The sequence below is a fragment of the Microbacterium capsulatum genome (assembly GCF_030865425.1).
In the GTDB taxonomy this organism is placed as follows: domain Bacteria; phylum Actinomycetota; class Actinomycetes; order Actinomycetales; family Microbacteriaceae; genus Microbacterium; species Microbacterium capsulatum.
This window is the reverse complement of the sequence record NZ_JAVFCB010000005.1, coordinates 29,974-48,141: the sequence shown is the minus strand read 5'-3', so window position 1 is coordinate 48,141 and position 18,168 is coordinate 29,974. Positions and strand designations below refer to the sequence as shown.

Annotated in this window: 23 protein-coding genes; 3 read left to right on the top strand and 20 right to left on the bottom strand. The window is 68.5% G+C overall.

The window, feature by feature from the left end; translation table 11 throughout:
• Positions 1–2 precede the first annotated feature (2 nt).
• The 12 genes from rplN to rpsJ are packed head-to-tail and all read right to left on the bottom strand — an operon-like array spanning position 3 to position 5,683.
• Positions 3–371, bottom strand: a complete 369-nt coding sequence (gene rplN / locus RBR11_RS09780) for a 50S ribosomal protein L14 (RefSeq protein ID WP_308489147.1) — start codon at positions 369–371, stop codon at positions 3–5.
• Positions 368–685: a 30S ribosomal protein S17 gene (rpsQ, locus tag RBR11_RS09775; RefSeq protein ID WP_308489146.1), complete on the bottom strand. Its 318-nt coding sequence runs from the start codon at positions 683–685 to the stop codon at positions 368–370. The genes rplN and rpsQ overlap by 4 nt, the downstream gene beginning before the upstream one ends.
• Positions 685–999, bottom strand: coding sequence for a 50S ribosomal protein L29 (gene rpmC / locus RBR11_RS09770; RefSeq protein ID WP_308489145.1), 315 nt, complete (start codon positions 997–999; stop codon positions 685–687). The genes rpsQ and rpmC overlap by 1 nt, the downstream gene beginning before the upstream one ends.
• Complete coding sequence (gene rplP / locus RBR11_RS09765; RefSeq protein ID WP_055992161.1) at positions 999–1,418, bottom strand: 50S ribosomal protein L16; 420 nt, start codon at positions 1,416–1,418, stop codon at positions 999–1,001. The genes rpmC and rplP overlap by 1 nt, the downstream gene beginning before the upstream one ends.
• The gene (gene rpsC, locus RBR11_RS09760; RefSeq protein WP_308489144.1) at positions 1,418–2,173 is read right to left on the bottom strand and encodes a 30S ribosomal protein S3; all 756 of its coding nucleotides are present in this window, start codon (positions 2,171–2,173) and stop codon (positions 1,418–1,420) included. The genes rplP and rpsC overlap by 1 nt, the downstream gene beginning before the upstream one ends.
• Positions 2,173–2,553, bottom strand: coding sequence for a 50S ribosomal protein L22 (rplV, locus tag RBR11_RS09755; protein ID WP_308489143.1), 381 nt, complete (start codon positions 2,551–2,553; stop codon positions 2,173–2,175). Before rplV ends, rpsC begins: the two co-directional genes overlap by 1 nt.
• A 21-nt stretch (positions 2,554–2,574) precedes the next feature.
• Positions 2,575–2,856, bottom strand: a complete 282-nt coding sequence (gene rpsS / locus RBR11_RS09750; protein WP_308489142.1) for a 30S ribosomal protein S19 — start codon at positions 2,854–2,856, stop codon at positions 2,575–2,577.
• Positions 2,857–2,868: 12 nt separating this feature from the next.
• Positions 2,869–3,708 (bottom strand): 50S ribosomal protein L2, encoded by an 840-nt coding sequence (gene rplB / locus RBR11_RS09745; protein WP_308489141.1) that lies wholly within the window; start codon positions 3,706–3,708, stop codon positions 2,869–2,871.
• Positions 3,709–3,728: 20 nt separating this feature from the next.
• Positions 3,729–4,046, bottom strand: a complete 318-nt coding sequence (gene rplW, locus RBR11_RS09740) for a 50S ribosomal protein L23 (RefSeq protein ID WP_308489140.1) — start codon at positions 4,044–4,046, stop codon at positions 3,729–3,731.
• Entirely contained in the window at positions 4,043–4,699 is a 657-nt protein-coding gene (gene rplD / locus RBR11_RS09735) for a 50S ribosomal protein L4 (protein ID WP_308489139.1), read from the bottom strand. Before rplD ends, rplW begins: the two co-directional genes overlap by 4 nt.
• 5 nt (positions 4,700–4,704) lie before the next feature.
• Positions 4,705–5,364: a 50S ribosomal protein L3 gene (gene rplC, locus RBR11_RS09730; protein WP_308489138.1), complete on the bottom strand. Its 660-nt coding sequence runs from the start codon at positions 5,362–5,364 to the stop codon at positions 4,705–4,707.
• Positions 5,365–5,374: 10 nt separating this feature from the next.
• Positions 5,375–5,683: a 30S ribosomal protein S10 gene (gene rpsJ, locus RBR11_RS09725; protein ID WP_017201594.1), complete on the bottom strand. Its 309-nt coding sequence runs from the start codon at positions 5,681–5,683 to the stop codon at positions 5,375–5,377.
• A 636-nt stretch (positions 5,684–6,319) separates the two neighbouring features.
• Here rpsJ and RBR11_RS09720 point away from each other — a divergent pair.
• Complete coding sequence (locus tag RBR11_RS09720; RefSeq protein WP_308489137.1) at positions 6,320–7,342, top strand: hypothetical protein; 1,023 nt, start codon at positions 6,320–6,322, stop codon at positions 7,340–7,342.
• Between the two features lie 327 nt (positions 7,343–7,669).
• Here RBR11_RS09720 and tuf read toward each other — a convergent pair whose 3' ends face one another.
• The 8 genes from tuf to RBR11_RS09680 form a co-directional block, all read right to left on the bottom strand.
• Positions 7,670–8,863, bottom strand: coding sequence for an elongation factor Tu (gene tuf, locus RBR11_RS09715; RefSeq protein WP_308489136.1), 1,194 nt, complete (start codon positions 8,861–8,863; stop codon positions 7,670–7,672).
• A gap of 168 nt (positions 8,864–9,031) precedes the next feature.
• On the bottom strand, positions 9,032–11,146 hold the full coding sequence (gene fusA, locus RBR11_RS09710) for an elongation factor G (RefSeq protein WP_308489135.1): 2,115 nt from the start codon (positions 11,144–11,146) through the stop codon (positions 9,032–9,034).
• A 105-nt stretch (positions 11,147–11,251) separates the two neighbouring features.
• Complete coding sequence (gene rpsG, locus RBR11_RS09705) at positions 11,252–11,722, bottom strand: 30S ribosomal protein S7 (protein ID WP_295014786.1); 471 nt, start codon at positions 11,720–11,722, stop codon at positions 11,252–11,254.
• 5 nt (positions 11,723–11,727) lie between these two features.
• Positions 11,728–12,096 carry a 30S ribosomal protein S12 gene (rpsL, locus tag RBR11_RS09700; protein ID WP_029145644.1) on the bottom strand — a complete coding sequence of 123 codons (369 nt, stop codon included), beginning with the start codon at positions 12,094–12,096 and terminating at the stop codon, positions 11,728–11,730.
• A 220-nt stretch (positions 12,097–12,316) separates the two neighbouring features.
• Positions 12,317–12,964: a spermidine/putrescine ABC transporter substrate-binding protein gene (locus RBR11_RS09695; RefSeq protein WP_308489134.1), complete on the bottom strand. Its 648-nt coding sequence runs from the start codon at positions 12,962–12,964 to the stop codon at positions 12,317–12,319.
• Between the two features lie 77 nt (positions 12,965–13,041).
• Positions 13,042–13,485, bottom strand: coding sequence for a hypothetical protein (locus RBR11_RS09690; RefSeq protein WP_308489133.1), 444 nt, complete (start codon positions 13,483–13,485; stop codon positions 13,042–13,044).
• An 87-nt stretch (positions 13,486–13,572) separates the two neighbouring features.
• Positions 13,573–14,631 carry an ABC transporter gene (locus tag RBR11_RS09685; protein WP_308489132.1) on the bottom strand — a complete coding sequence of 353 codons (1,059 nt, stop codon included), beginning with the start codon at positions 14,629–14,631 and terminating at the stop codon, positions 13,573–13,575.
• 95 nt (positions 14,632–14,726) lie between these two features.
• Complete coding sequence (locus RBR11_RS09680) at positions 14,727–14,879, bottom strand: hypothetical protein (RefSeq protein WP_308489131.1); 153 nt, start codon at positions 14,877–14,879, stop codon at positions 14,727–14,729.
• A gap of 121 nt (positions 14,880–15,000) precedes the next feature.
• Between RBR11_RS09680 and malQ the strand changes: the two genes are divergently transcribed.
• Together malQ and RBR11_RS09670 are read left to right on the top strand one after the other, a co-directional pair.
• Positions 15,001–17,193 (top strand): 4-alpha-glucanotransferase, encoded by a 2,193-nt coding sequence (malQ, locus tag RBR11_RS09675; protein WP_308489130.1) that lies wholly within the window; start codon positions 15,001–15,003, stop codon positions 17,191–17,193.
• Between the two features lie 40 nt (positions 17,194–17,233).
• Positions 17,234–17,722, top strand: a complete 489-nt coding sequence (locus RBR11_RS09670) for a YajQ family cyclic di-GMP-binding protein (protein ID WP_308489129.1) — start codon at positions 17,234–17,236, stop codon at positions 17,720–17,722.
• Positions 17,723–18,168: the final 446 nt, after the last annotated feature.

The window sequence follows — 18,168 nt, the reverse complement described above, 5'->3', positions numbered from 1 at the left end:
AGTTACAGCACCTCCGGGGCGAGCGAGACGATCTTCATGAACTTCTTGTCACGGAGCTCACGACCGACCGGGCCGAAGATGCGGGTGCCGCGGGGCTCCCCGTCGTTCTTCAGGATCACGGCGGCATTCTCGTCGAACTTGATGTACGAGCCGTCGGGACGACGGGTCTGCTTCACGGTGCGGACGATGACGGCCTTGACCACGTCGCCCTTCTTGACGTTTCCACCGGGGATCGCGTCCTTCACCGTGGCGACGATGGTGTCGCCCAGACCCGCGTAACGGCGGCTGGAGCCACCGAGGACGCGGATCGTGAGCAGCTCCTTGGCACCGGTGTTGTCGGCGACCTTGAGGCGGGACTCGGTCTGGATCACTTTGCCTTCTCCAGGATCTCCACCAGACGCCAGCGCTTGGTGGCGCTCAGCGGGCGGGTCTCGTTGATGAGGACGAGGTCGCCGATGCCGGCGGTGTTGTTCTCGTCGTGCGCCTTGACCTTCGTCGTGCGGCGGATGACCTTGCCGTACAGCGGGTGCTTCACGCGGTCCTCGACCTCGACGACGATGGTCTTGTCCATCTTGTCGCTGACGACGTAGCCGCGGCGCGACTTGCGGTAGCCACGGGCCTCGGCGTCGCGCACATCGTGCGAGACGACGTCTGCCTCGACGGCAGCAGCCTTCTTCTCAGCCATTACTCGGCCTCCTCCTTCGGCGCCTCAGCCTCATCGGCCTTCTTCGCCTTCGCCTTGGACGCCTTCTTCACCGGCGCCTCGACCGGAGCCGGCGTCGCACGGATGCCGAGCTCGCGCTCACGGATGACGGTGTAGAGGCGCGCGATGTCGCGCTTGACGGCGCGGATGCGGCCGTGGCTCTCCAGCTGGCCCGTGGCCGACTGGAAACGGAGGTTGAACAGCTCCTCCTTGGCCTTGCGCAGCTCCTCGACGAGGCGCTGGTCTTCGAACGTGTCGAGCTCGTTAACTGCGAGCTCCTTGGTGCCGATCGCCATTACGCGTCGCCCTCCTCGCGCTTGATGATGCGTGCCTTGAGCGGCAGCTTGTGAATGGCACGGGTGAGCGCCTCGCGAGCGAGCTGCTCGTTGACACCCGCGACCTCGAAGAGGACGCGACCCGGCTTGACGTTGGCGACCCACCACTCGGGGGAACCCTTACCGGAACCCATGCGGGTCTCGGCCGGCTTCTTCGTGAGCGGACGGTCGGGGTAGATGTTGATCCACACCTTTCCACCACGCTTGATGTGACGGGTCATCGCGATACGAGCGGACTCGATCTGACGGTTCGTCACGTAAGCGGGCGTGAGGGCCTGGATGCCGAACTCGCCGAAGGAGACCTTCGTGCCGCCGGTGGCCGCGCCGTCGCGCTTGGGGTGGTGCTGCTTGCGGTACTTGACCTTGCGAGGGATAAGCATCAGGCAGACGCTCCTTCTGCGACGGGAGCCTCGTTGCGCGGGCCGCGGCGACGGTCGCCACCACGGTCGTCACGACGGGACTTCGGTGCGTTGGCCTGCTCGCGAGCAAGCTCCTTGTTGGTGAGGTCGCCCTTGTAGATCCAGACCTTCACGCCGATGCGGCCGAAGGTGGTCTTGGCCTCGTAGAAGCCGTAGTCGATGTTCGCGCGCAGCGTGTGCAGCGGCACACGACCCTCGCGGTAGAACTCCGACCGGCTCATCTCCGCGCCGCCGAGGCGGCCCGAGACCTGGATTCGGATGCCCTTGGCACCGGCGCGCTGGGCACCCTGGAGGCCCTTGCGCATGGCGCGACGGAAGGCGACGCGAGCAGAGAGCTGCTCGGCGATGCCCTGGGCGACGAGCTGAGCGTCGGCCTCGGGGTTCTTCACCTCGAGGATGTTCAGCTGGATCTGCTTGCCCGTGAGCTTCTCGAGGTCGCCACGGATGCGCTCGGCCTCGGCGCCGCGGCGGCCGATGACGATGCCCGGGCGCGCGGTGTGGATGTCCACACGCACGCGGTCGCGGGTCCGCTCGATCTCGATGTTGCTCACGCCGGCGCGGTCGAGCTGCGTCTGCAGGAGCTTGCGGATCCGGATGTCCTCGGCCACGTAGTCGGCGTAGCGCTGACCCGGCTTGGTCGAGTCAGAGAACCACCGGGACACGTGGTCCGTGGTGATGCCGAGGCGGAAGCCGTACGGGTTTACCTTCTGTCCCATTACTTGCTCGCCTTCTCGTTCGCGGCGGCCTCGGGGGTCGCCAGCACGACCGTGATGTGGCTCGTGCGCTTCTTGATCTGGAACGCGCGGCCCTGGGCGCGGGGCTGGAAACGCTTCAGCGTCGTCCCCTCGTCCACGAAGGCGTTCTTCACGTACAGGTCCTGGTCGTTCAGGTACTCACCGTCACGATCGGCCTTGACCTGAGCGTTCGCCATCGCGGAGTGCACGAGCTTGTAGATCGGCTCGGAGGCGCTCTGCTGCGCGAACTTCAGGATGGCGAGGGCCTCTTCGGCCTGCTTGCCCTTGATGAGAGCGACGACACGACGAGCCTTCTGAGGGGTCACGCGGATGTGTCGCACGCGTGCGATGGACTCCACCATTTCTCTCTCCTCTCAGTCGCCTTAGCGGCGACGGCCCTTCTTGTCGTCCTTCACGTGGCCGCGGAAGGTGCGGGTGGGCGCGAACTCGCCCAGCTTGTGGCCGACCATGGTCTCGGACACGAACACGGGGATGTGCTTGCGTCCGTCGTGCACGGCGATGGTGTGTCCCAGCATGGCGGGGATGATCATCGACCGGCGCGACCAGGTCTTGATGACGTTCTTGGTACCGGCATCGTTCTGAACGATCACCTTGCGAAGCAGGTGCTCGTCGACGAAGGGGCCCTTCTTAAGACTGCGAGGCATCTTCTCTTACTCCTACTTGCGCTTCTTGCCAGCGTTACGGCGACGCACGATGTACTTGTCGCTTTCCTTGTTGGCGTGACGGGTGCGTCCCTCAGCCTGGCCCCAGGGGGTGACGGGGTGACGTCCACCGGACGTCTTGCCCTCACCACCACCGTGCGGGTGGTCGACCGGGTTCATGGCGACACCGCGGACGGTCGGGCGGACGCCCTTCCAGCGCTTGCGGCCGGCCTTGCCCCAGTTGATGTTCGACTGCTCGGCGTTGCCGACCTCGCCGATCGTCGCACGGCAGCGCGCGTCGACGTTGCGGATCTCGCCCGAGGGCAGACGCAGCTGAGCGTAGGGGCCGTCCTTCGCGACCAGACGCACGGAGGCGCCGGCCGAGCGGGCCATCTTCGCGCCGCCGCCGGGACGGAGCTCGATGGCGTGGATGACGGTACCCGTCGGGATGTTCTTCAGCGGCAGGTTGTTGCCCGGCTTGATGTCGGCGCCCGCACCGGACTCGACGATGTCGCCCTGCTTCAGCTTGTTCGGCGCGATGATGTAGCGCTTCTCGCCGTCGAAGTAGTGCAGGAGCGCGATGCGCGCCGTGCGGTTGGGGTCGTACTCGATGTGAGCGACCTTGGCGTCGATGCCGTCCTTGTCATTGCGACGGAAGTCGATGAGACGGTACTGACGCTTGTGGCCACCGCCGATGTGGCGGGTGGTGATGCGGCCCTGGTTGTTGCGGCCACCGGTCTTGCTGAGCGGACGCAGCAGCGACTTCTCCGGCGTCGATCGGGTGATCTCGGCGAAGTCGGCCACCGACGAGCCGCGGCGACCCGGGGTCGTGGGCTTGTACTTGCGAATAGCCATGTTCTGTCCTTATCCCCCGGTCAGTTCACTGCCGTGAAGATGTCGATGGTGCCCGACTTCAGGGTGACGATGGCGCGCTTGGTGTCCTTGCGCTTGCCGGTGCCGAAGCGGGTGCGACGAGCCTTGCCGACGCGGTTGATCGTGTTGACGGCCGCGACCTTGACGTCGAAGATCTTCTCGATGGCGAGCTTGATCTCGGTCTTGGAGGCGCGCGGGTCCACCAGGAAGGTGTACTTGCCCTCATCGATCAGGCCGTAGCTCTTCTCGGAGACGACGGGCTTCAGGATGATGTCGCGCGGGTCCTTGTTGGCAGCCGCGGCGAGGATGTTGTCGCTCATGCCGAGACCTCCTCGGTTGCGCCGGACTTCAGCGCGACGAACGCGTCGAAGGCCGCCTTGGTGAAGACGATGTCGTCGGAGTTGACCACGTCGTAGGCGTTCAGCTGGTCGAAGTACAGCACGTGCACACCGCCCAGGTTGCGGACGCTCAGGGCGCTGAGGTCGTCGCCGCGGTCGATGACCACGAGGACGTTCTTGCCCGGGAGCGCCTTCAGGTAGGCGGCGGCCGTCTTGGTGGACGGCTTGCCCTCGATCCCGAAGGACTCGACGACGTGCAGACGCTCGCCGCGGAAGCGGTCGCTCAGCGCGCCGGCGAGGGCGGCCGCGATCATCTTCTTGGGGGTGCGCTGCGAGTAGTCGCGCGGCTTCGGGCCGTGGACGATGCCACCGCCGGTCATGTGCGGCGCGCGGATCGAGCCCTGACGGGCGTTACCCGTGCCCTTCTGCTTGAAGGGCTTGCGGCCGGCGCCGGAGACCTCACCGCGACGCTTGGTCGAGTGGGTGCCCTGGCGAGCCGCGGCGAGCTGCGCCACGACGACCTGGTGGATCAGCGGAACGTTGGTCTTGACGTCGAAGATCGCGGCGGGCGCGTCGACCGAACCGGTCTTCTTGCCGCCGGCGAAAACGTCGAGCGTGAGAGTCGTGTCAGCCATGAGACTCAGGCACCCTTCACTGCGTTGCGGACGTAGACGATGCGACCGCGCGCGCCGGGGACGGCGCCCTTGACGAGCAGCAGACCCTTCTCGGCGTCGACGGCGTGCACCGTGAGGTTGAGAACGGTCACGCGCTCGCCACCCATGCGACCGGCCATGCGCATGCCCTTGAAGACACGGCTCGGGGTCGAGGAAGCACCGATCGAGCCGGGCTTGCGGTGGTTGCGGTGCGCACCGTGGGACGCCGAGACGCCCTTGAAGTTGTGGCGCTTCATGACACCGGCGAAGCCCTTGCCCTTGCTGGTGCCGACGACGTCGACCAGCTGACCGGCCTCGAAGGTGCCGTCGACCGTGAGCTCCTGGCCCAGGGTGTAGTCGCCGGCGTCCGCGGTGCGGATCTCGGTGACGTGACGACGCGGGGTGACACCCGCGGCCTCGAAGTGCTTGACGAGGGGCTGCGTGACCTTGCGCGGGTCGATCTGACCGGCCGCGATCTGCACGGCGTTGTAGCCGTCCTTCTCAGGGGTGCGGATCTGGGTGACCACGTTCGGGGCCAGCTCGATCACGGTGACCGGGATCAGCTTGCCGTTCTCGTTCCAGACCTGGGTCATGCCGAGCTTGGTGCCGAGCAGGCCCTTGGAAATCTTTGCGTTGATGTCGACCATCGTGATCCCCTTACAGCTTGATCTCGATGTTGACGTCAGCAGGAAGGTCGAGACGCATGAGCGAGTCCACGGCCTTCGGCGTCGGGTCGACGATGTCGATCAGACGCTTGTGGGTGCGCATCTCGAAGTGCTCGCGGCTGTCCTTGTACTTGTGGGGCGACCGGATGACGCACACGACGTTCTTCTCGGTCGGAAGCGGCACCGGGCCGACGACGGTCGCGCCCGCGCGGGTCACGGTGTCGACGATCTTGCGGGCCGACGTGTCGATGACCTCGTGGTCATACGACTTCAGGCGAATGCGGATCTTCTGTCCCGCCATTGTCTGCTCTCTCTCATTAAGCGTCGTACCTGCCCGGACCGGGTGATCCGGGGGCATTGGACGCGCGACGGCGCGTTCTGCGCCTTCGCACTCCTCCTCCTGGCTCGCGTCGCGGATCCGGGGATCCGTTCCCTGAGCCTGTCGAAGGGGCGCACCACTGTTCTGCTGTCAGCCCGGAGCCTCACGACTCGCGGAAGCCGACCCCCGCACATGGCAGGGCCTCGGTGAAGAGGTGTCGGTTGTCTGTTCTGCTGCCCGCGGCCCAGATCCCTGCGTGAAGCACGCCGTCTGTGCACTGCCCTGGCAGTGATCCGGCGCACGTCGGAACGCACGCCGGAATGTGGAACCTGTCCATTTTGCCATGCCGGATTTCACTTCTGCAAACCCGGGCGTGTCGCGCCTCCTGTGAAGTCCCCGAACACCCTCCTCCCCCTCCGCCCGTCCCTCTCCGCTCGCTGGTCGCGACACGCCCTCATTTCGCCCGTTTGGCGACGATTCGCGACCAGCGAGCAGGGGTGGGAGGGGGGACCGGACGAGGGCGGATCTTGATCCTGCACCGGTGCGCGACACACGGCCTTGTGCACGGGATGCGGCCGCGGCGCCCCGAGGGAGCCTGCGGGCGGGGATCCTGGCGGCATGCGCCCCTCCTCCCCTCTCCCCCTCGAACTCGGTTCCGCGTTCACGACGACCGAAGCACGCGCGGCCGGGATGTCGCCGCGCCAGCTGCGCAGGCCGGAGCTGCTGATCCCGTTCCGCGGCGTTCGGATGACCGGCTCGTCGGAAGAGAACGAGGACGACGCGGATCCGTTCCGCGATCCGCTGGCCGCGGCGGTGCGGGTCCTCTCCCACGCCTATGCGCTCGCACTGCCGGAGGACGTGCATCTCAGCCATTCGACGGCGGCGGTACACCACGGGATCCCGCTGCCGGCCCGGGCGTTCCCGATGGCGGGCAGCCCCACCAGGCCCCCGTCGGAGCGGGTCCTCGTGGAGGCCGCGATGCCCGCACCGGGCCGGGCGCCCCGAGGGCCGCGCGTCCGCGGGCATCAGTCCCTGCCGAGGCTCGAGCCGGTCATGCGGCTCTCCGGAGTAGCGGTCGCGACTCCGGCCGCGACGTGGGCCTCGCTCGCCGGTCGGCTGAGCATCGACGAGCTCGTCGCGGTCGGTGACGCGATCGTGCGGGTCCCGCGGGTTCCGGGCCCCGACGGTCGCGTGTTGGGTGCTCCGCTCGCCACGTTCGACGACCTGGACGCGGTGATCCGGGCGGGGCGCCGGCTCGGAGTCGTGCGGCTTCGGGAGGCGCGCACGCTGATCCGCATCGGATCCGCCTCGCCCAGGGAGACCGAGCTGCGCCTCGCGCTGACGACCGGCACCGGGCTGCCCGCCCCCGCGCTCGACGTCGACGTGTATTCGCGGGGCGCATTCCTCGGATGCAGCGAGATCGCGTACCCGGACTTCCAGGTCGCCGTGGAGTACGAGGGCGACTACCACCGCACGGATCGGCGACGGTGGGCCAAGGACATCGAGAAGTACCAGGCCTACGCGGACGCCGGGTGGCGCGTCGTGCAGATCACCGCCGAACACCTGCGCCGCCCGGGAGAGCCCGCACGTCGCGTGCGCGCGGCGCTGCGCCAGGCCGGCTGGTCTCCCCGCCGCCGCTGATCCCCCGCGCCGCCGCTGATCCCCCGCGCCCGCTGATGCTCCCCGCCGCCGCTGATCCCCCGCGCCTGCCCTCCTCGCCCTCCTCCTCGCCCGCCCTCCATCCCCTGCCCTGCGTCCCCTGCCCTGCTTCTGCCGCTCGCTGGTCGCGAATCGTCGCCATTCCGCCGGAATGAGGGCGTGTCGCGACCAGCGAGCAACAGGTGACGAGAACGACGGCGGGTCCGGGAACGACGGCGGACCCGGATCCGGGAACGCGGCGGATCCGGATCCGGGAACGACAGAGGGGCCGGCCCCGAAGGTCCGACCCCTCTGCGAGGAAGCAGGTGCTTACTTGATGATCTTGGTCACCGTGCCGGCGCCGACGGTGCGGCCACCCTCACGGATCGCGAAGCCGAGGCCCTCTTCCATGGCGATCGGCTGGATGAGGTCGACCTTCATGTCCGTGGTGTCGCCGGGCATGACCATCTCGGTGCCCTCGGGCAGCGAGATGACGCCGGTGACGTCCGTGGTGCGGAAGTAGAACTGCGGGCGGTAGTTCGTGTAGAAGGGGTTGTGACGGCCACCCTCGTCCTTGTTCAGGATGTAGGCGGTGCCCTCGAACTCCGTGTGCGGAGTGATCGAGCCCGGCTTCACGACGACCTGGCCGCGCTCCACGTCCTCGCGCTTGGTGCCGCGGAGGAGAAGACCGCAGTTCTCGCCGGCCCAGGCCTCGTCGAGCTGCTTGTGGAACATCTCGATACCGGTGACGGTCGTCTTCTGCGTCGGGCGCAGACCCACGATCTCGACCTCGGAGTTGATGGCCAGAGTGCCACGCTCGGCGCGGCCCGTGACGACGGTGCCACGACCGGTGATCGTGAAGACGTCCTCGATCGGCATCAGGAACGGCTTGTCGCGGTCGCGGATCGGGTCCGGGATGTTCTCGTCGACGGCGTCCATGAGCTCGACGATGGAGTCGACCCACTTGGCGTCGCCCTCGAGAGCCTTCAGGCCGGAGACGCGCACGACCGGCACGTTGTCGCCGTCGAAGTCGTTCTTCGACAGCTGCTCGCGGACCTCCATCTCGACGAGCTCGAGGATCTCCTCGTCGTCGACCATGTCGGACTTGTTCAGCGCGACGAGCAGGTACGGCACGCCGACCTGCTTGGCGAGGAGGATGTGCTCCTTCGTCTGCGCCATCATGCCGTCGGTGGCGGCGACCACGAGGATCGCGCCGTCCATCTGAGCGGCACCGGTGATCATGTTCTTGATGTAGTCGGCGTGACCCGGGGCGTCGACGTGAGCGTAGTGACGCTTCGGGGTCTCGTACTCGACGTGCGAGATGTTGATCGTGATACCGCGCTGACGCTCCTCGGGAGCGGAGTCGATCGACGAGAAGTCACGAACGACGTTGACGTCGGACGGGTACTTCTCCGCGAGCACCTTCGAGATCGCTGCGGTGAGCGTGGTCTTGCCGTGGTCGACGTGACCGATCGTTCCGATGTTCACGTGCGGCTTGGTCCGCTCGAACTTGGCCTTAGCCACTGGGTCCTCCTCAGGACGGTCGTGCAGGACGCCCGGGCACTGGATTGTGACCGGATCCCTGCGGGTTAGGTTCTCAGTTTAGTAGAGAGGCGATGTGAAGTTGTCTGAGTGCCTGGCGGGCTCCCCCTTCGACGAGCTCGGGGATCGGAGCCCGCCAGGCTCCAGGGCTTACTCGCCCTTGGTCTTCTGGACGATCTCGTCGGCGACGGCCTTCGGGACCTCGGCGTAGCTGTCGAACTCCATCGAGTAGACGGCACGGCCCGAGGTCTTCGAGCGCAGGTCGCCGATGTAGCCGAACATCTCGGACAGCGGGACCAGCGCGCGGACGACCTTGACTCCCTGGGCGTCCTCCATCGACTGGATCTGGCCACGACGCGAGTTCAGGTCGCCGATGACGTCGCCCATGTACTCCTCCGGAGTACGGACCTCGACGGCCATCAGCGGCTCGAGCAGCACGGGGTTCGCGCGGCGCACGGCCTCCTTGAAGCCCATGGAGCCCGCGATCTTGAACGCCATCTCCGAGGAGTCGACGTCGTGCGACGCGCCGTCGATCAGGATCGCCTTCACGCCGACCATCGGGTAGCCCGCGAGGGCACCGGTCGCCATGGCGTCCTGGAAGCCCTGGTTGGTGGGCTCGATGTACTCGCGCGGGATGCGGCCACCGGTGACGTTGTTGACGAACTCGTAGCTCGTCTCCGGGGTCACCTCGAGGGGCTCGATCGTGAACTGGATCTTGGCGAACTGGCCCGATCCACCGGTCTGCTTCTTGTGCGTGTAGTCGTGCTTCTCGACGGCCTTCTTGATCGTCTCGCGGTACGCCACCTGCGGCTTGCCGACGTTGGCCTCGACCTTGAACTCGCGCTTCATGCGGTCCACGAGGATGTCGAGGTGCAGCTCGCCCATGCCCTTGATGGTCGTCTGACCGGTCTCGGGGTTGAGCTCGGTGCGGAAGGTCGGGTCCTCCTCGGCGAGCTTCTGGATCGCGGTGCCCAGCTTCTCCTGGTCGGCCTTGGTCTTCGGCTCGATGGCGACCTCGATGACCGGCTCCGGGAACGTCATCGACTCGAGGACGACCGGCTGCGCGATGTCGGCGAGGGTGTCACCGGTGGTGGTGTCCTTCAGGCCGATGACGGCGTAGATGTTGCCGGCGGTCAGCTTGTCGACCGGGTTCTCCTTGTTGGCGTGCATCTGGAAGATCTTCCCGATGCGCTCCTTCTTGCCCTTGGTCGAGTTGATGACCTGCGCGCCGGACTCGAGCTCGCCCGAGTAGACGCGGACGTAGGTCAGACGGCCGAAGAACGGGTGCACGGCGACCTTGAAGGCCAGGGCGGCGAAGGGGTCGGTGGCGTCGGGGTGACGCTCGATGACCTTCTCCTCGTCCTTGGGGTCGTGCGCCTCGATGGCCGGGATGTCCAGCGGCGACGGGAGGAAGTCGATGACCGCGTCGAGCATCGGCTGCACGCCGCGGTTCTTGAACGCCGAGCCGCAGAGGACCGGGTAGATCTCGCTCGCGACGACCATCTTGCGGATGGCGCCCTTGATCTCGGCGACGGTCAGGTCCTCGCCGCCGAAGAACTTCTCGAGAAGCTCCTCGTCGGTCTCGGCGACGGTCTCGAGCAGGTGCTGACGGTACTCCGCAGCCTTCTCCTTGAGGTCGGCCGGGATCTCCTGGATCTCATACGACGCGCCCATGGTCACGTCACCCTTGGCGTCGCCGGGCCAGACCAGCGCGCGCATCTCGATGAGGTCGACGACGCCGACGAAGTCGTTCTCGGCGCCGATCGGGAGCTGCAGCACGAGCGGCTTGGCGCCCAGGCGGTTGATGATGGTGTCGACGGTGTAGTAGAAGTCCGCGCCGAGCTTGTCCATCTTGTTGACGAAGCAGATGCGCGGGACGTTGTACTTGTCGGCCTGACGCCACACGGTCTCGGACTGGGGCTCGACGCCCTCCTTGCCGTCGAAGACGGCGACTGCACCGTCGAGGACGCGGAGCGAGCGCTCCACCTCGACCGTGAAGTCCACGTGACCGGGGGTGTCGATGATGTTGATCTGGTTCTTGTTCCAGAAGCAGGTCACGGCGGCGGACGTGATCGTGATGCCGCGCTCCTTCTCCTGCTCCATCCAGTCGGTCGTCGACGCACCGTCGTGGGTCTCGCCGAGCTTGTGGTTCACACCCGTGTAGAACAGGATGCGCTCGGTCGTCGTGGTCTTACCGGCATCGATGTGCGCCATGATGCCGATGTTGCGGACCTTGCTCAGGTCGGTGAGCACTTCTTGTGCCACGGGGGTGTGTCCTTATCTTCTTGCTGTCGTTATGCGACGAAGGAAAGTGTGAGGGGTGCCGGGATCGGATCCGCGTCGCGGATCCGATCCCGGCTTGTCCGCTGATTACCAGCGGTAGTGAGCGAACGCGCGGTTCGACTCGGCCATCTTGTGAGTGTCCTCGCGGCGCTTGACCGCGGCACCCAGGCCGTTCGAGGCATCCAGGATCTCGTTCTGGAGACGCTCGGTCATGGTCTTCTCGCGACGGCTCTTGGCGTAGCTGACGAGCCAGCGGAGGGCGAGGGTGTTCGCGCGGTGCGGCTTCACCTCGACCGGGACCTGGTAGGTCGAGCCGCCGACGCGGCGGCTGCGGACCTCGAGGGTCGGGCGCACGTTGTCGAGCGCCTTCTTCAGGGTGGCGACGGCGTCCTGACCGTTCTTCGCCTCGACGCCGGCGAGGGCGCCGTAGACGATCGACTCGGCGAGCGACTTCTTGCCGTCGACGAGGATCTTGTTCACCAGGGAGGTGACGATCGGAGCACCGTAGACCGGGTCGTTGACAACCGGGCGCTTGGGGGCGGGGCCCTTACGAGGCATCTAACTCAACCCTTCTTCGCGCCGTAGCGGGAACGAGCCTGCTTACGGTTCTTGACGGCCTGGGTGTCCAGGGCACCACGGACGATCTTGTAACGGACACCCGGAAGGTCCTTCACACGACCACCGCGCACGAGCACCAGGGAGTGCTCCTGCAGGTTGTGGCCCTCGCCCGGGATGTAGGCGGTGACCTCGGTGCCGTTGCGGAGCTTCACACGAGCGACCTTGCGCATCGCCGAGTTCGGCTTCTTCGGGGTGGTGGTGTACACACGGGTGCACACGCCGGCCTGCTGCGGGTTCGACTTCAGGGCGGGAGCCTTGGTCTTAGAGACCTTGGGCGTGCGACCCTTGCGAACCAACTGCTGAATAGTTGGCACTGCTTCTCCTTGTTGTGCTGCACGGTGACAGCGTGATGGGTTTCACATCAGACCCGCCCGCAGGCCGAGATCGACCTGCGTTGGAAATGGTGGGTATGCCGTGGGGGCGGAACCGGCGAGTGCCGGTGCCCAGCATGCGCGCGTCAAGACACACGCATACCCGCTCTATGGTAATGCGCGGTAACACGGTCGGTCAAATGCGCGGCGGCGGCGCGCCGGGTCAGAGCGTGTCGGGATCGAAGGGCGAGTCGAGCTGCTCGGTGAGCTCGGCGAGCATGGCCTCGATCTGCGGCTCCACGTACTCCGCGATCGCCGCCTGCACGCGCAGCCGGTGCCGCAGCAGCAGGCCGCAGATCTCCCGCCCGACGACGTTCGCGTAGTCGTCGGCGAGGGAGACCTCGCGGCGCAGCGCCGCCTTGGCCTCATCGCTGAGCGGGGGCAGCGGCGGCATCTCTGCGGCGTCCTCGTCGGCCATGCCGGCGATCGTGAACAGGAAGGGCGCCCCGGGGATCGGATCCGGATCCAGGGGCAGTCCCTCGTACTCCGGCTCGAGATCCTCGGTGGGACGGTAGCCGCGGGAGCGGTTGCGGTCGGCCTGCTGGTCGAGCTCGCCCTGCAGCATCGGCAGGTTGCGCGCGGTGTACTCGGCGACGGCGTGGTCCACGATCGTCTTGATCCGGGTGGAGAGGCCGTGCTGCACCCCGTGCGGGACGTTGGACCCGATCCCGGCGGCGGACAGCACCGGGGAGCCCAGGCAGCGCCGGCACGGCGCGGTGCGGCCGCGGTGCGTGGACGGCTCCCAGCGCGGCACCCAGCGCAGCCAGGCCTCCACGGCCTGATCCACCTGGGTCTCCAGCGAGCGCTCCACGGCACCAGCGTACGGCGCGGACACGCCCGGGGCGCCGCGGCGCGCGAATCCGTGCCGCGGCCGATCCTCCGCGCCGGTCAGGGCCCCTCGTCCTTCTCCCACGGCCAGCGCGGCGCCCGCGCTGCCGTGCGCCGCAGCGCGATCCCGATCCATGCCGCGACCAGGGCGGCGAGCACGATCACCGCGCTCGCCCCGCCCAGCACGAGGTGCCCGGCCGCGGCGGTCGCGCGCACGGCGCCGGAGCCCTCGGCGACGGCCGTGCCCCACACGCCACCGAGGTGCACGATGGCGGCGGACAGCGCGAGGAACACGCTCGCGACGAAGGACGGATGCAGTTCGGCGAGCACGCGCCAGAGCACGAGCGCGAACACGATGACGGCGAGCCCCATGCCGACGATGCCGGGGAGCTGCCCGAGCCGGGGCACGGAGATGATGTCCTGGTCGGTGTACAGGCTGAGCACGCCGAGGCCCATGATGGCCAGGGAGAAGAAGATCGCGACGGCGATCACCCATGCCAGCACGGGTCGAACCCCCGCGGAGCGGGGCTCGCGGGGGTCCTGCGATGAGGCGTTCGTGATGACCTCCCTGTGGCAGCGGAGCGGTGCCGGCTACTGCGGCAGCTGCGGCCCGGCCTCGAGGACGCGCTCGTACTCGCGCTGCGCCTCCTCGTTCTGCGCCGTACGGCGGGCGCCGGTGCGCGCGGCCCACGCGCCGAACCAGATGGTGAGTTCGCGGCCGAAGACGAAGGCGGCGATCGCGAGCGGCGCGAGCAGCTGGTCGCCCACGAGCGTGCCGATCTCGGCGGTGCCGAGGGTCCAGAAGGCCACGGATCCGATCGCGCCGAGCAGGTGCCCGGCGTAGGCGAAGGCGCCCACGATGATCCCGAAGACGACCCAGAAGCCCCAGCGGCCGCGGTTGATGATCGCGCCGAGGAACCAGAAGCCGATGAAGAACACGACGACGGGCACCCAGAGGCCGGCGCTGCGCAGCTGGTCGAGGGCGTAGGTGCCGATGTTGGTCGAGTCGGCCTTGCCGGTGAGGGCGGCGACGCCGAGCGCCGTGCCGAGGTAGAGCACCGCGAAGCAGACGGCGGCGAGCAGCCCGATCCCGAAGATCGCGCCGCGATTGCCCCGCTCGCGCGGGGCCTCGGGGGCCTGCACGAAGATCGGCAGGGGGGCGGCGTCGGCGGCCGATGCCGGCGCCAGGTGGGTGGCGGGCGCCAGGACCTGCGTCTCGGCGGCGACGGCTTCCGGGGTGAGCGCCGACGTCCCCCCGATCACGGTGGTCTCGGCGGGCGACAGCGGGTGCGACTCGGCGGCCAGCGGGGCCGGCGGGGTGAACGTGCCGCCGAACGTGCCGGGGAAGGCGGCCTCGGCGGCGGCGAAGGCGGCGACATCCGGGTCCTCGGCGGGAGCGACCGGCTTCTCGGCCGACGCCGAGGGCTGGGCGGCGGCGCTCTCCGCAGCGGGAGCGCCCTCCGCCGCGCGGGCGGCCTCGGCGAGGCCCTCGTTCGCACTCGCCGCGACGGCGGCGTGATCGGCATCGGCCGCGGCAGCGGCGTGATCGGGCTCGGCAGCGGGTGCGGCGGTGCCGTCCGCGGGCGCGGCGTCCACGACGTCGTCGACGTCGTGCGCCTGCGCCGGCTTCGAAACCTCGTGGTCACTCATGGGAGCTCCTCAAATCGGATGCGGTTCTTCGAGGTTAGCTCCGGTATCCCGCACGCGGCCGGAGGCGTGCCGGAAAGTGTCGAGGCGCCGTCCGCTCAGCGTACGGCGACCCCGAGGGCGTCGGCGAAGTACTTCAGCATCACGGGCCCCATCGGGGCGGCGAGGTAGAACAGACCCGCCACCACGCCGGCGCAGAACAGGCCTGCGAGCCAGGCCACCGCCGTGTTGCGTCCCCCGATCCGAGCCATGCTCAGAGAATACGAGCGCGCCTGCCCGCCGCTCGGGAGGCGCGCGGATCGACAGGGGGGTGTCGGATCCGTCCGGTGCGGGCCGTCACGGATCCCCGTCCGTTCCCCCGCATGCGCGAGAATGAGCGCCACGATCACCGAGGAGGATGCGATGGGCGGGGACCAGGAGCCACAGGGCGCGGACGCGCCGAGCGAGACGCTGCTCGCGCTGGCTGAGGCGTACGGCGTCTCCCCCGCGTACTGGTCGTTCTTCGGGGAGCACGTCACGGTGCCCGCGTCGACCCTGCGAGCACTCCTCGGCGCGATGCGCGTCGACCTGGCCGACGAGCACGCCGCGCTCGTCGCCCGCGAGGAGCAGCCCTGGCGACGGCTCGTCCCCGACTCGGTCGTCACCCGGGAAGGATCCGGGGAGCTGGCCCTGCACGTCGCCGACGGATGCACCGCTCGCGCCGAGATCGCGCTCGAGGACGGCTCCGTGCGCGAGCTCGCCCTGCCCGAGGCCCCCGCCGGAACCCGGACGCTCGACGGCGACACCGTGCATCGGTTCACCGTCGCCCTGCCCGCCGACCTCCCGCTCGGCTGGCACGAGATCCGCGCCGAGGAGCGCACGACCGACGGCGACACCGTGCGCACGGCGACGGGCGCCCTCGTCGTCACCCCGCACCGGCTCGCCGATCCGCCCAGCCGTGACGGCAACAAGGGCCGCGCCTGGGGCGTGATGGCGCAGCTCTACTCGGTGCGCTCGCGCGCCTCGTGGGGCATGGGCGACTTCGCCGACCTCGCCGCGCTCGCGTCGACCTCGGGCGCGGAGGGGGCCGACTTCCTCCTCATCAACCCGATCCACGCCGCCGAGGTGACCTCGCCGATCGAGCCCTCACCGTACCTCCCGGCGAGCCGCCGCTTCATCGCGCCGCTGTACGTCCGGCCCGAGGGGATCCCGGAGTCGGCGGATCTCTCCCCCGCCGACCGGAGGCTCCTGGAGGACGCGAGGGAGCCGCTTCTCGCCGCCGACACGAGCACCGACCTCATCGATCGCGACGCGGTCTGGGGCGCCAAGCGCACGGCGCTGGAGCGGATCTTCGCGGTGCCGCTCTCCGCGCAGCGCCGGGCCGCGTTCGACGCGTTCACCGCCCGGGAAGCCCGCCCGCTCGCAGACTTCGCGCTCTGGTGCGCCCTGCAGGAGCACTTCGAGGGCACGGATCCGGACACCCGCCCGGACGGCTGGACCGACATCGGATCCCCCCTGGTGGCCGAGCTGCGCATGAAGCTCGCCGGCCGGATCGCCTTCCACCTCTGGCTGCAGTGGGTCGCCGAGGAGCAGCTCGCCGGCGCCCAGCGGGCCGCGCTCGACGCCGGCATGCGGATCGGCATCATGCACGATCTCGCGGTCGGCGTGCACCCGCTCGGCGCCGACGCCTGGTCGGGCCGCGGCCTGTACGCGTCCGGGGTCACCGTCGGCGCCCCGCCGGACATGTACAACCAGCAGGGGCAGGATTGGTCGCAGCCGCCGTGGATGCCCGACGCTCTCGCCGCGCAGGGCTACCGTCCGCTGCGGGATCTCCTCCGCGGGCTCCTCCGGCACGCCGGGGCGCTGCGGATCGACCACATCATCGGACTGTTCCGGCTGTGGTGGATCCCGCCGCGCTCCTCCTCGACCGCCGGCACGTACGTGCACTACGACCACGAGGCGATGATCGGGATCCTCGCCCTCGAGGCGCAGCGCGCCGGGGCCGTCATCATCGGCGAGGACCTCGGCAACGTCGAGCCGTGGGTGCGCGACTACCTCGCCGAACGCGGGGTACTGGGTACGTCCGTGCTGTGGTTCGAGAACGACGAGAACGGGCCGCTGCAGCCCGAGGGCTATCGACGGGACGTGCTCGCGACCGTCACCACGCACGACCTGCCGCCGACGGCCGGCTATCTCGCCGGCGAGCACGTCGAGCTGCGCGCCCGGCTCGGCCTGCTCGAGCGACCCCTCGAGGAGGAGCGCGCGATCGCCGTGCAGGAGCGCGATGCGATGCTGCAGCGGCTGCGGGACCGGTGGATCCTCGCGCCCGAGGCCGGCGAGGAGGACATCGTCCTCGCGCTGCACCGCTACCTGGCGGCGGCGCCGTCCCGTCTGCTCGGAGTCGCGCTCGTCGACGCCGTCGGCGAGCGCCGGGCGCAGAACCAGCCCGGCACCTACCGCGAATACCCGAACTGGCGCGTGCCGCTGGCCGGGCCCGACGGAGAGCCCGTGCTGCTCGACGACCTCGCCGGACTCGACCGGTTCCGACGGCTGACCGCCGGACTGAACGAGGCGCTGACCTGGTGACCCGCCGAGCGTCCCGCGGGCCGCTCGATACACTGCCTGTATGGCTGACTCTTCGTTTGACATCGTTTCCAAGGTGGATCGGCAGGAGGCCGACAACGCGCTCAACCAGGCCCGCAAGGAGGTCGAGCAGCGCTACGACTTCAAGGGGACCGGCGCCTCGATCGCGTGGAGCGGCGAGAAGATCGTCATCACCGCGAACTCCGCGGACCGCGCCCTCGCCGTGCTCGACGTTTTCCAGTCCAAGCTCATCAAGCGCGGCATCTCGCTGAAGAGCCTCGAGTCCGGCGACCCGCAGGCCAGCGGCAAGGAGTTCCGTCTCGAGTCGACCCTCAAGGAGGGCATCAGCTCGGAGAACGCGAAGAAGATCGGCAAGATCATCCGCGACGAGGGCCCCAAGTCCGTCAAGTCGCAGATCCAGGGCGACGAGCTGCGCGTGCAGTCCAAGAGCCGGGACGACCTGCAGGAGGTCATCTCCCTGCTCAAGAACGCCGACCTGGACCTGGATCTGCAGTTCATCAACTACCGGTAAGGGGTGCCTCTGACCTGGGGTTTCTCTTCCCGGTCCGCAGGGAGTCGCAAAACCGCGAAAGAAGGCTCGAAATGAGATACACGGTTGAGCCCGATTGGAGCAGCCTCAAACGGCAGAATCGTGTTCTGGCCAGGAAGATCTCAGGCGATGAAGAATTCGAGGGTTCTGTGGGCGGATGGGGTACCGCTGGCCTGTCGATCTTCGCCGACGGAGACCCGGCGGGCGCTCCGCGGGTCGTGACGCCAGACGAGTGGGTAATCCTGCGGATCAGCCTCTGAGCTGAGGCCCGGGGAGGCCTCTCGTCGCCGCCGGTGAACGGGCCCGAACGCCAGACAATCGCGGCGAGAGGCCGACGGACGACCGTCCGTCGGCCTCTCGCACGCCCCCCGCCCGCCGACATTCTCAGCTGCGCCACGGAACCCTCACACCCACCGCTATTTGTGCCT

What these genes read in the sequence shown, in the direction of transcription:
- rpsQ (WP_308489146.1), bottom strand. Translation starts at nt 685, where the DNA reads ATGGCTGAGAAGAAGGCTGCTGCCGTCGAGGCAGACGTCGTCTCGCAC.
- rpmC (WP_308489145.1), bottom strand. Translation starts at nt 999, where the DNA reads ATGGCGATCGGCACCAAGGAGCTCGCAGTTAACGAGCTCGACACGTTC.
- rplP (WP_055992161.1), bottom strand. Translation starts at nt 1,418, where the DNA reads ATGCTTATCCCTCGCAAGGTCAAGTACCGCAAGCAGCACCACCCCAAG.
- rpsC (WP_308489144.1), bottom strand. Translation starts at nt 2,173, where the DNA reads ATGGGACAGAAGGTAAACCCGTACGGCTTCCGCCTCGGCATCACCACG.
- rplV (WP_308489143.1), bottom strand. Translation starts at nt 2,553, where the DNA reads ATGGTGGAGTCCATCGCACGCGTGCGACACATCCGCGTGACCCCTCAG.
- rpsS (WP_308489142.1), bottom strand. Translation starts at nt 2,856, where the DNA reads ATGCCTCGCAGTCTTAAGAAGGGCCCCTTCGTCGACGAGCACCTGCTT.
- rplB (WP_308489141.1), bottom strand. Translation starts at nt 3,708, where the DNA reads ATGGCTATTCGCAAGTACAAGCCCACGACCCCGGGTCGCCGCGGCTCG.
- rplW (WP_308489140.1), bottom strand. Translation starts at nt 4,046, where the DNA reads ATGAGCGACAACATCCTCGCCGCGGCTGCCAACAAGGACCCGCGCGAC.
- rplD (WP_308489139.1), bottom strand. Translation starts at nt 4,699, where the DNA reads ATGGCTGACACGACTCTCACGCTCGACGTTTTCGCCGGCGGCAAGAAG.
- rplC (WP_308489138.1), bottom strand. Translation starts at nt 5,364, where the DNA reads ATGGTCGACATCAACGCAAAGATTTCCAAGGGCCTGCTCGGCACCAAG.
- rpsJ (WP_017201594.1), bottom strand. Translation starts at nt 5,683, where the DNA reads ATGGCGGGACAGAAGATCCGCATTCGCCTGAAGTCGTATGACCACGAG.
- RBR11_RS09720 (WP_308489137.1), top strand. Translation starts at nt 6,320, where the DNA reads ATGCGCCCCTCCTCCCCTCTCCCCCTCGAACTCGGTTCCGCGTTCACG.
- rpsG (WP_295014786.1), bottom strand. Translation starts at nt 11,722, where the DNA reads ATGCCTCGTAAGGGCCCCGCCCCCAAGCGCCCGGTTGTCAACGACCCG.
- RBR11_RS09685 (WP_308489132.1), bottom strand. Translation starts at nt 14,631, where the DNA reads ATGAGTGACCACGAGGTTTCGAAGCCGGCGCAGGCGCACGACGTCGAC.
- RBR11_RS09680 (WP_308489131.1), bottom strand. Translation starts at nt 14,879, where the DNA reads ATGGCTCGGATCGGGGGACGCAACACGGCGGTGGCCTGGCTCGCAGGC.
- malQ (WP_308489130.1), top strand. Translation starts at nt 15,001, where the DNA reads ATGAGCGCCACGATCACCGAGGAGGATGCGATGGGCGGGGACCAGGAG.
- RBR11_RS09670 (WP_308489129.1), top strand. Translation starts at nt 17,234, where the DNA reads ATGGCTGACTCTTCGTTTGACATCGTTTCCAAGGTGGATCGGCAGGAG.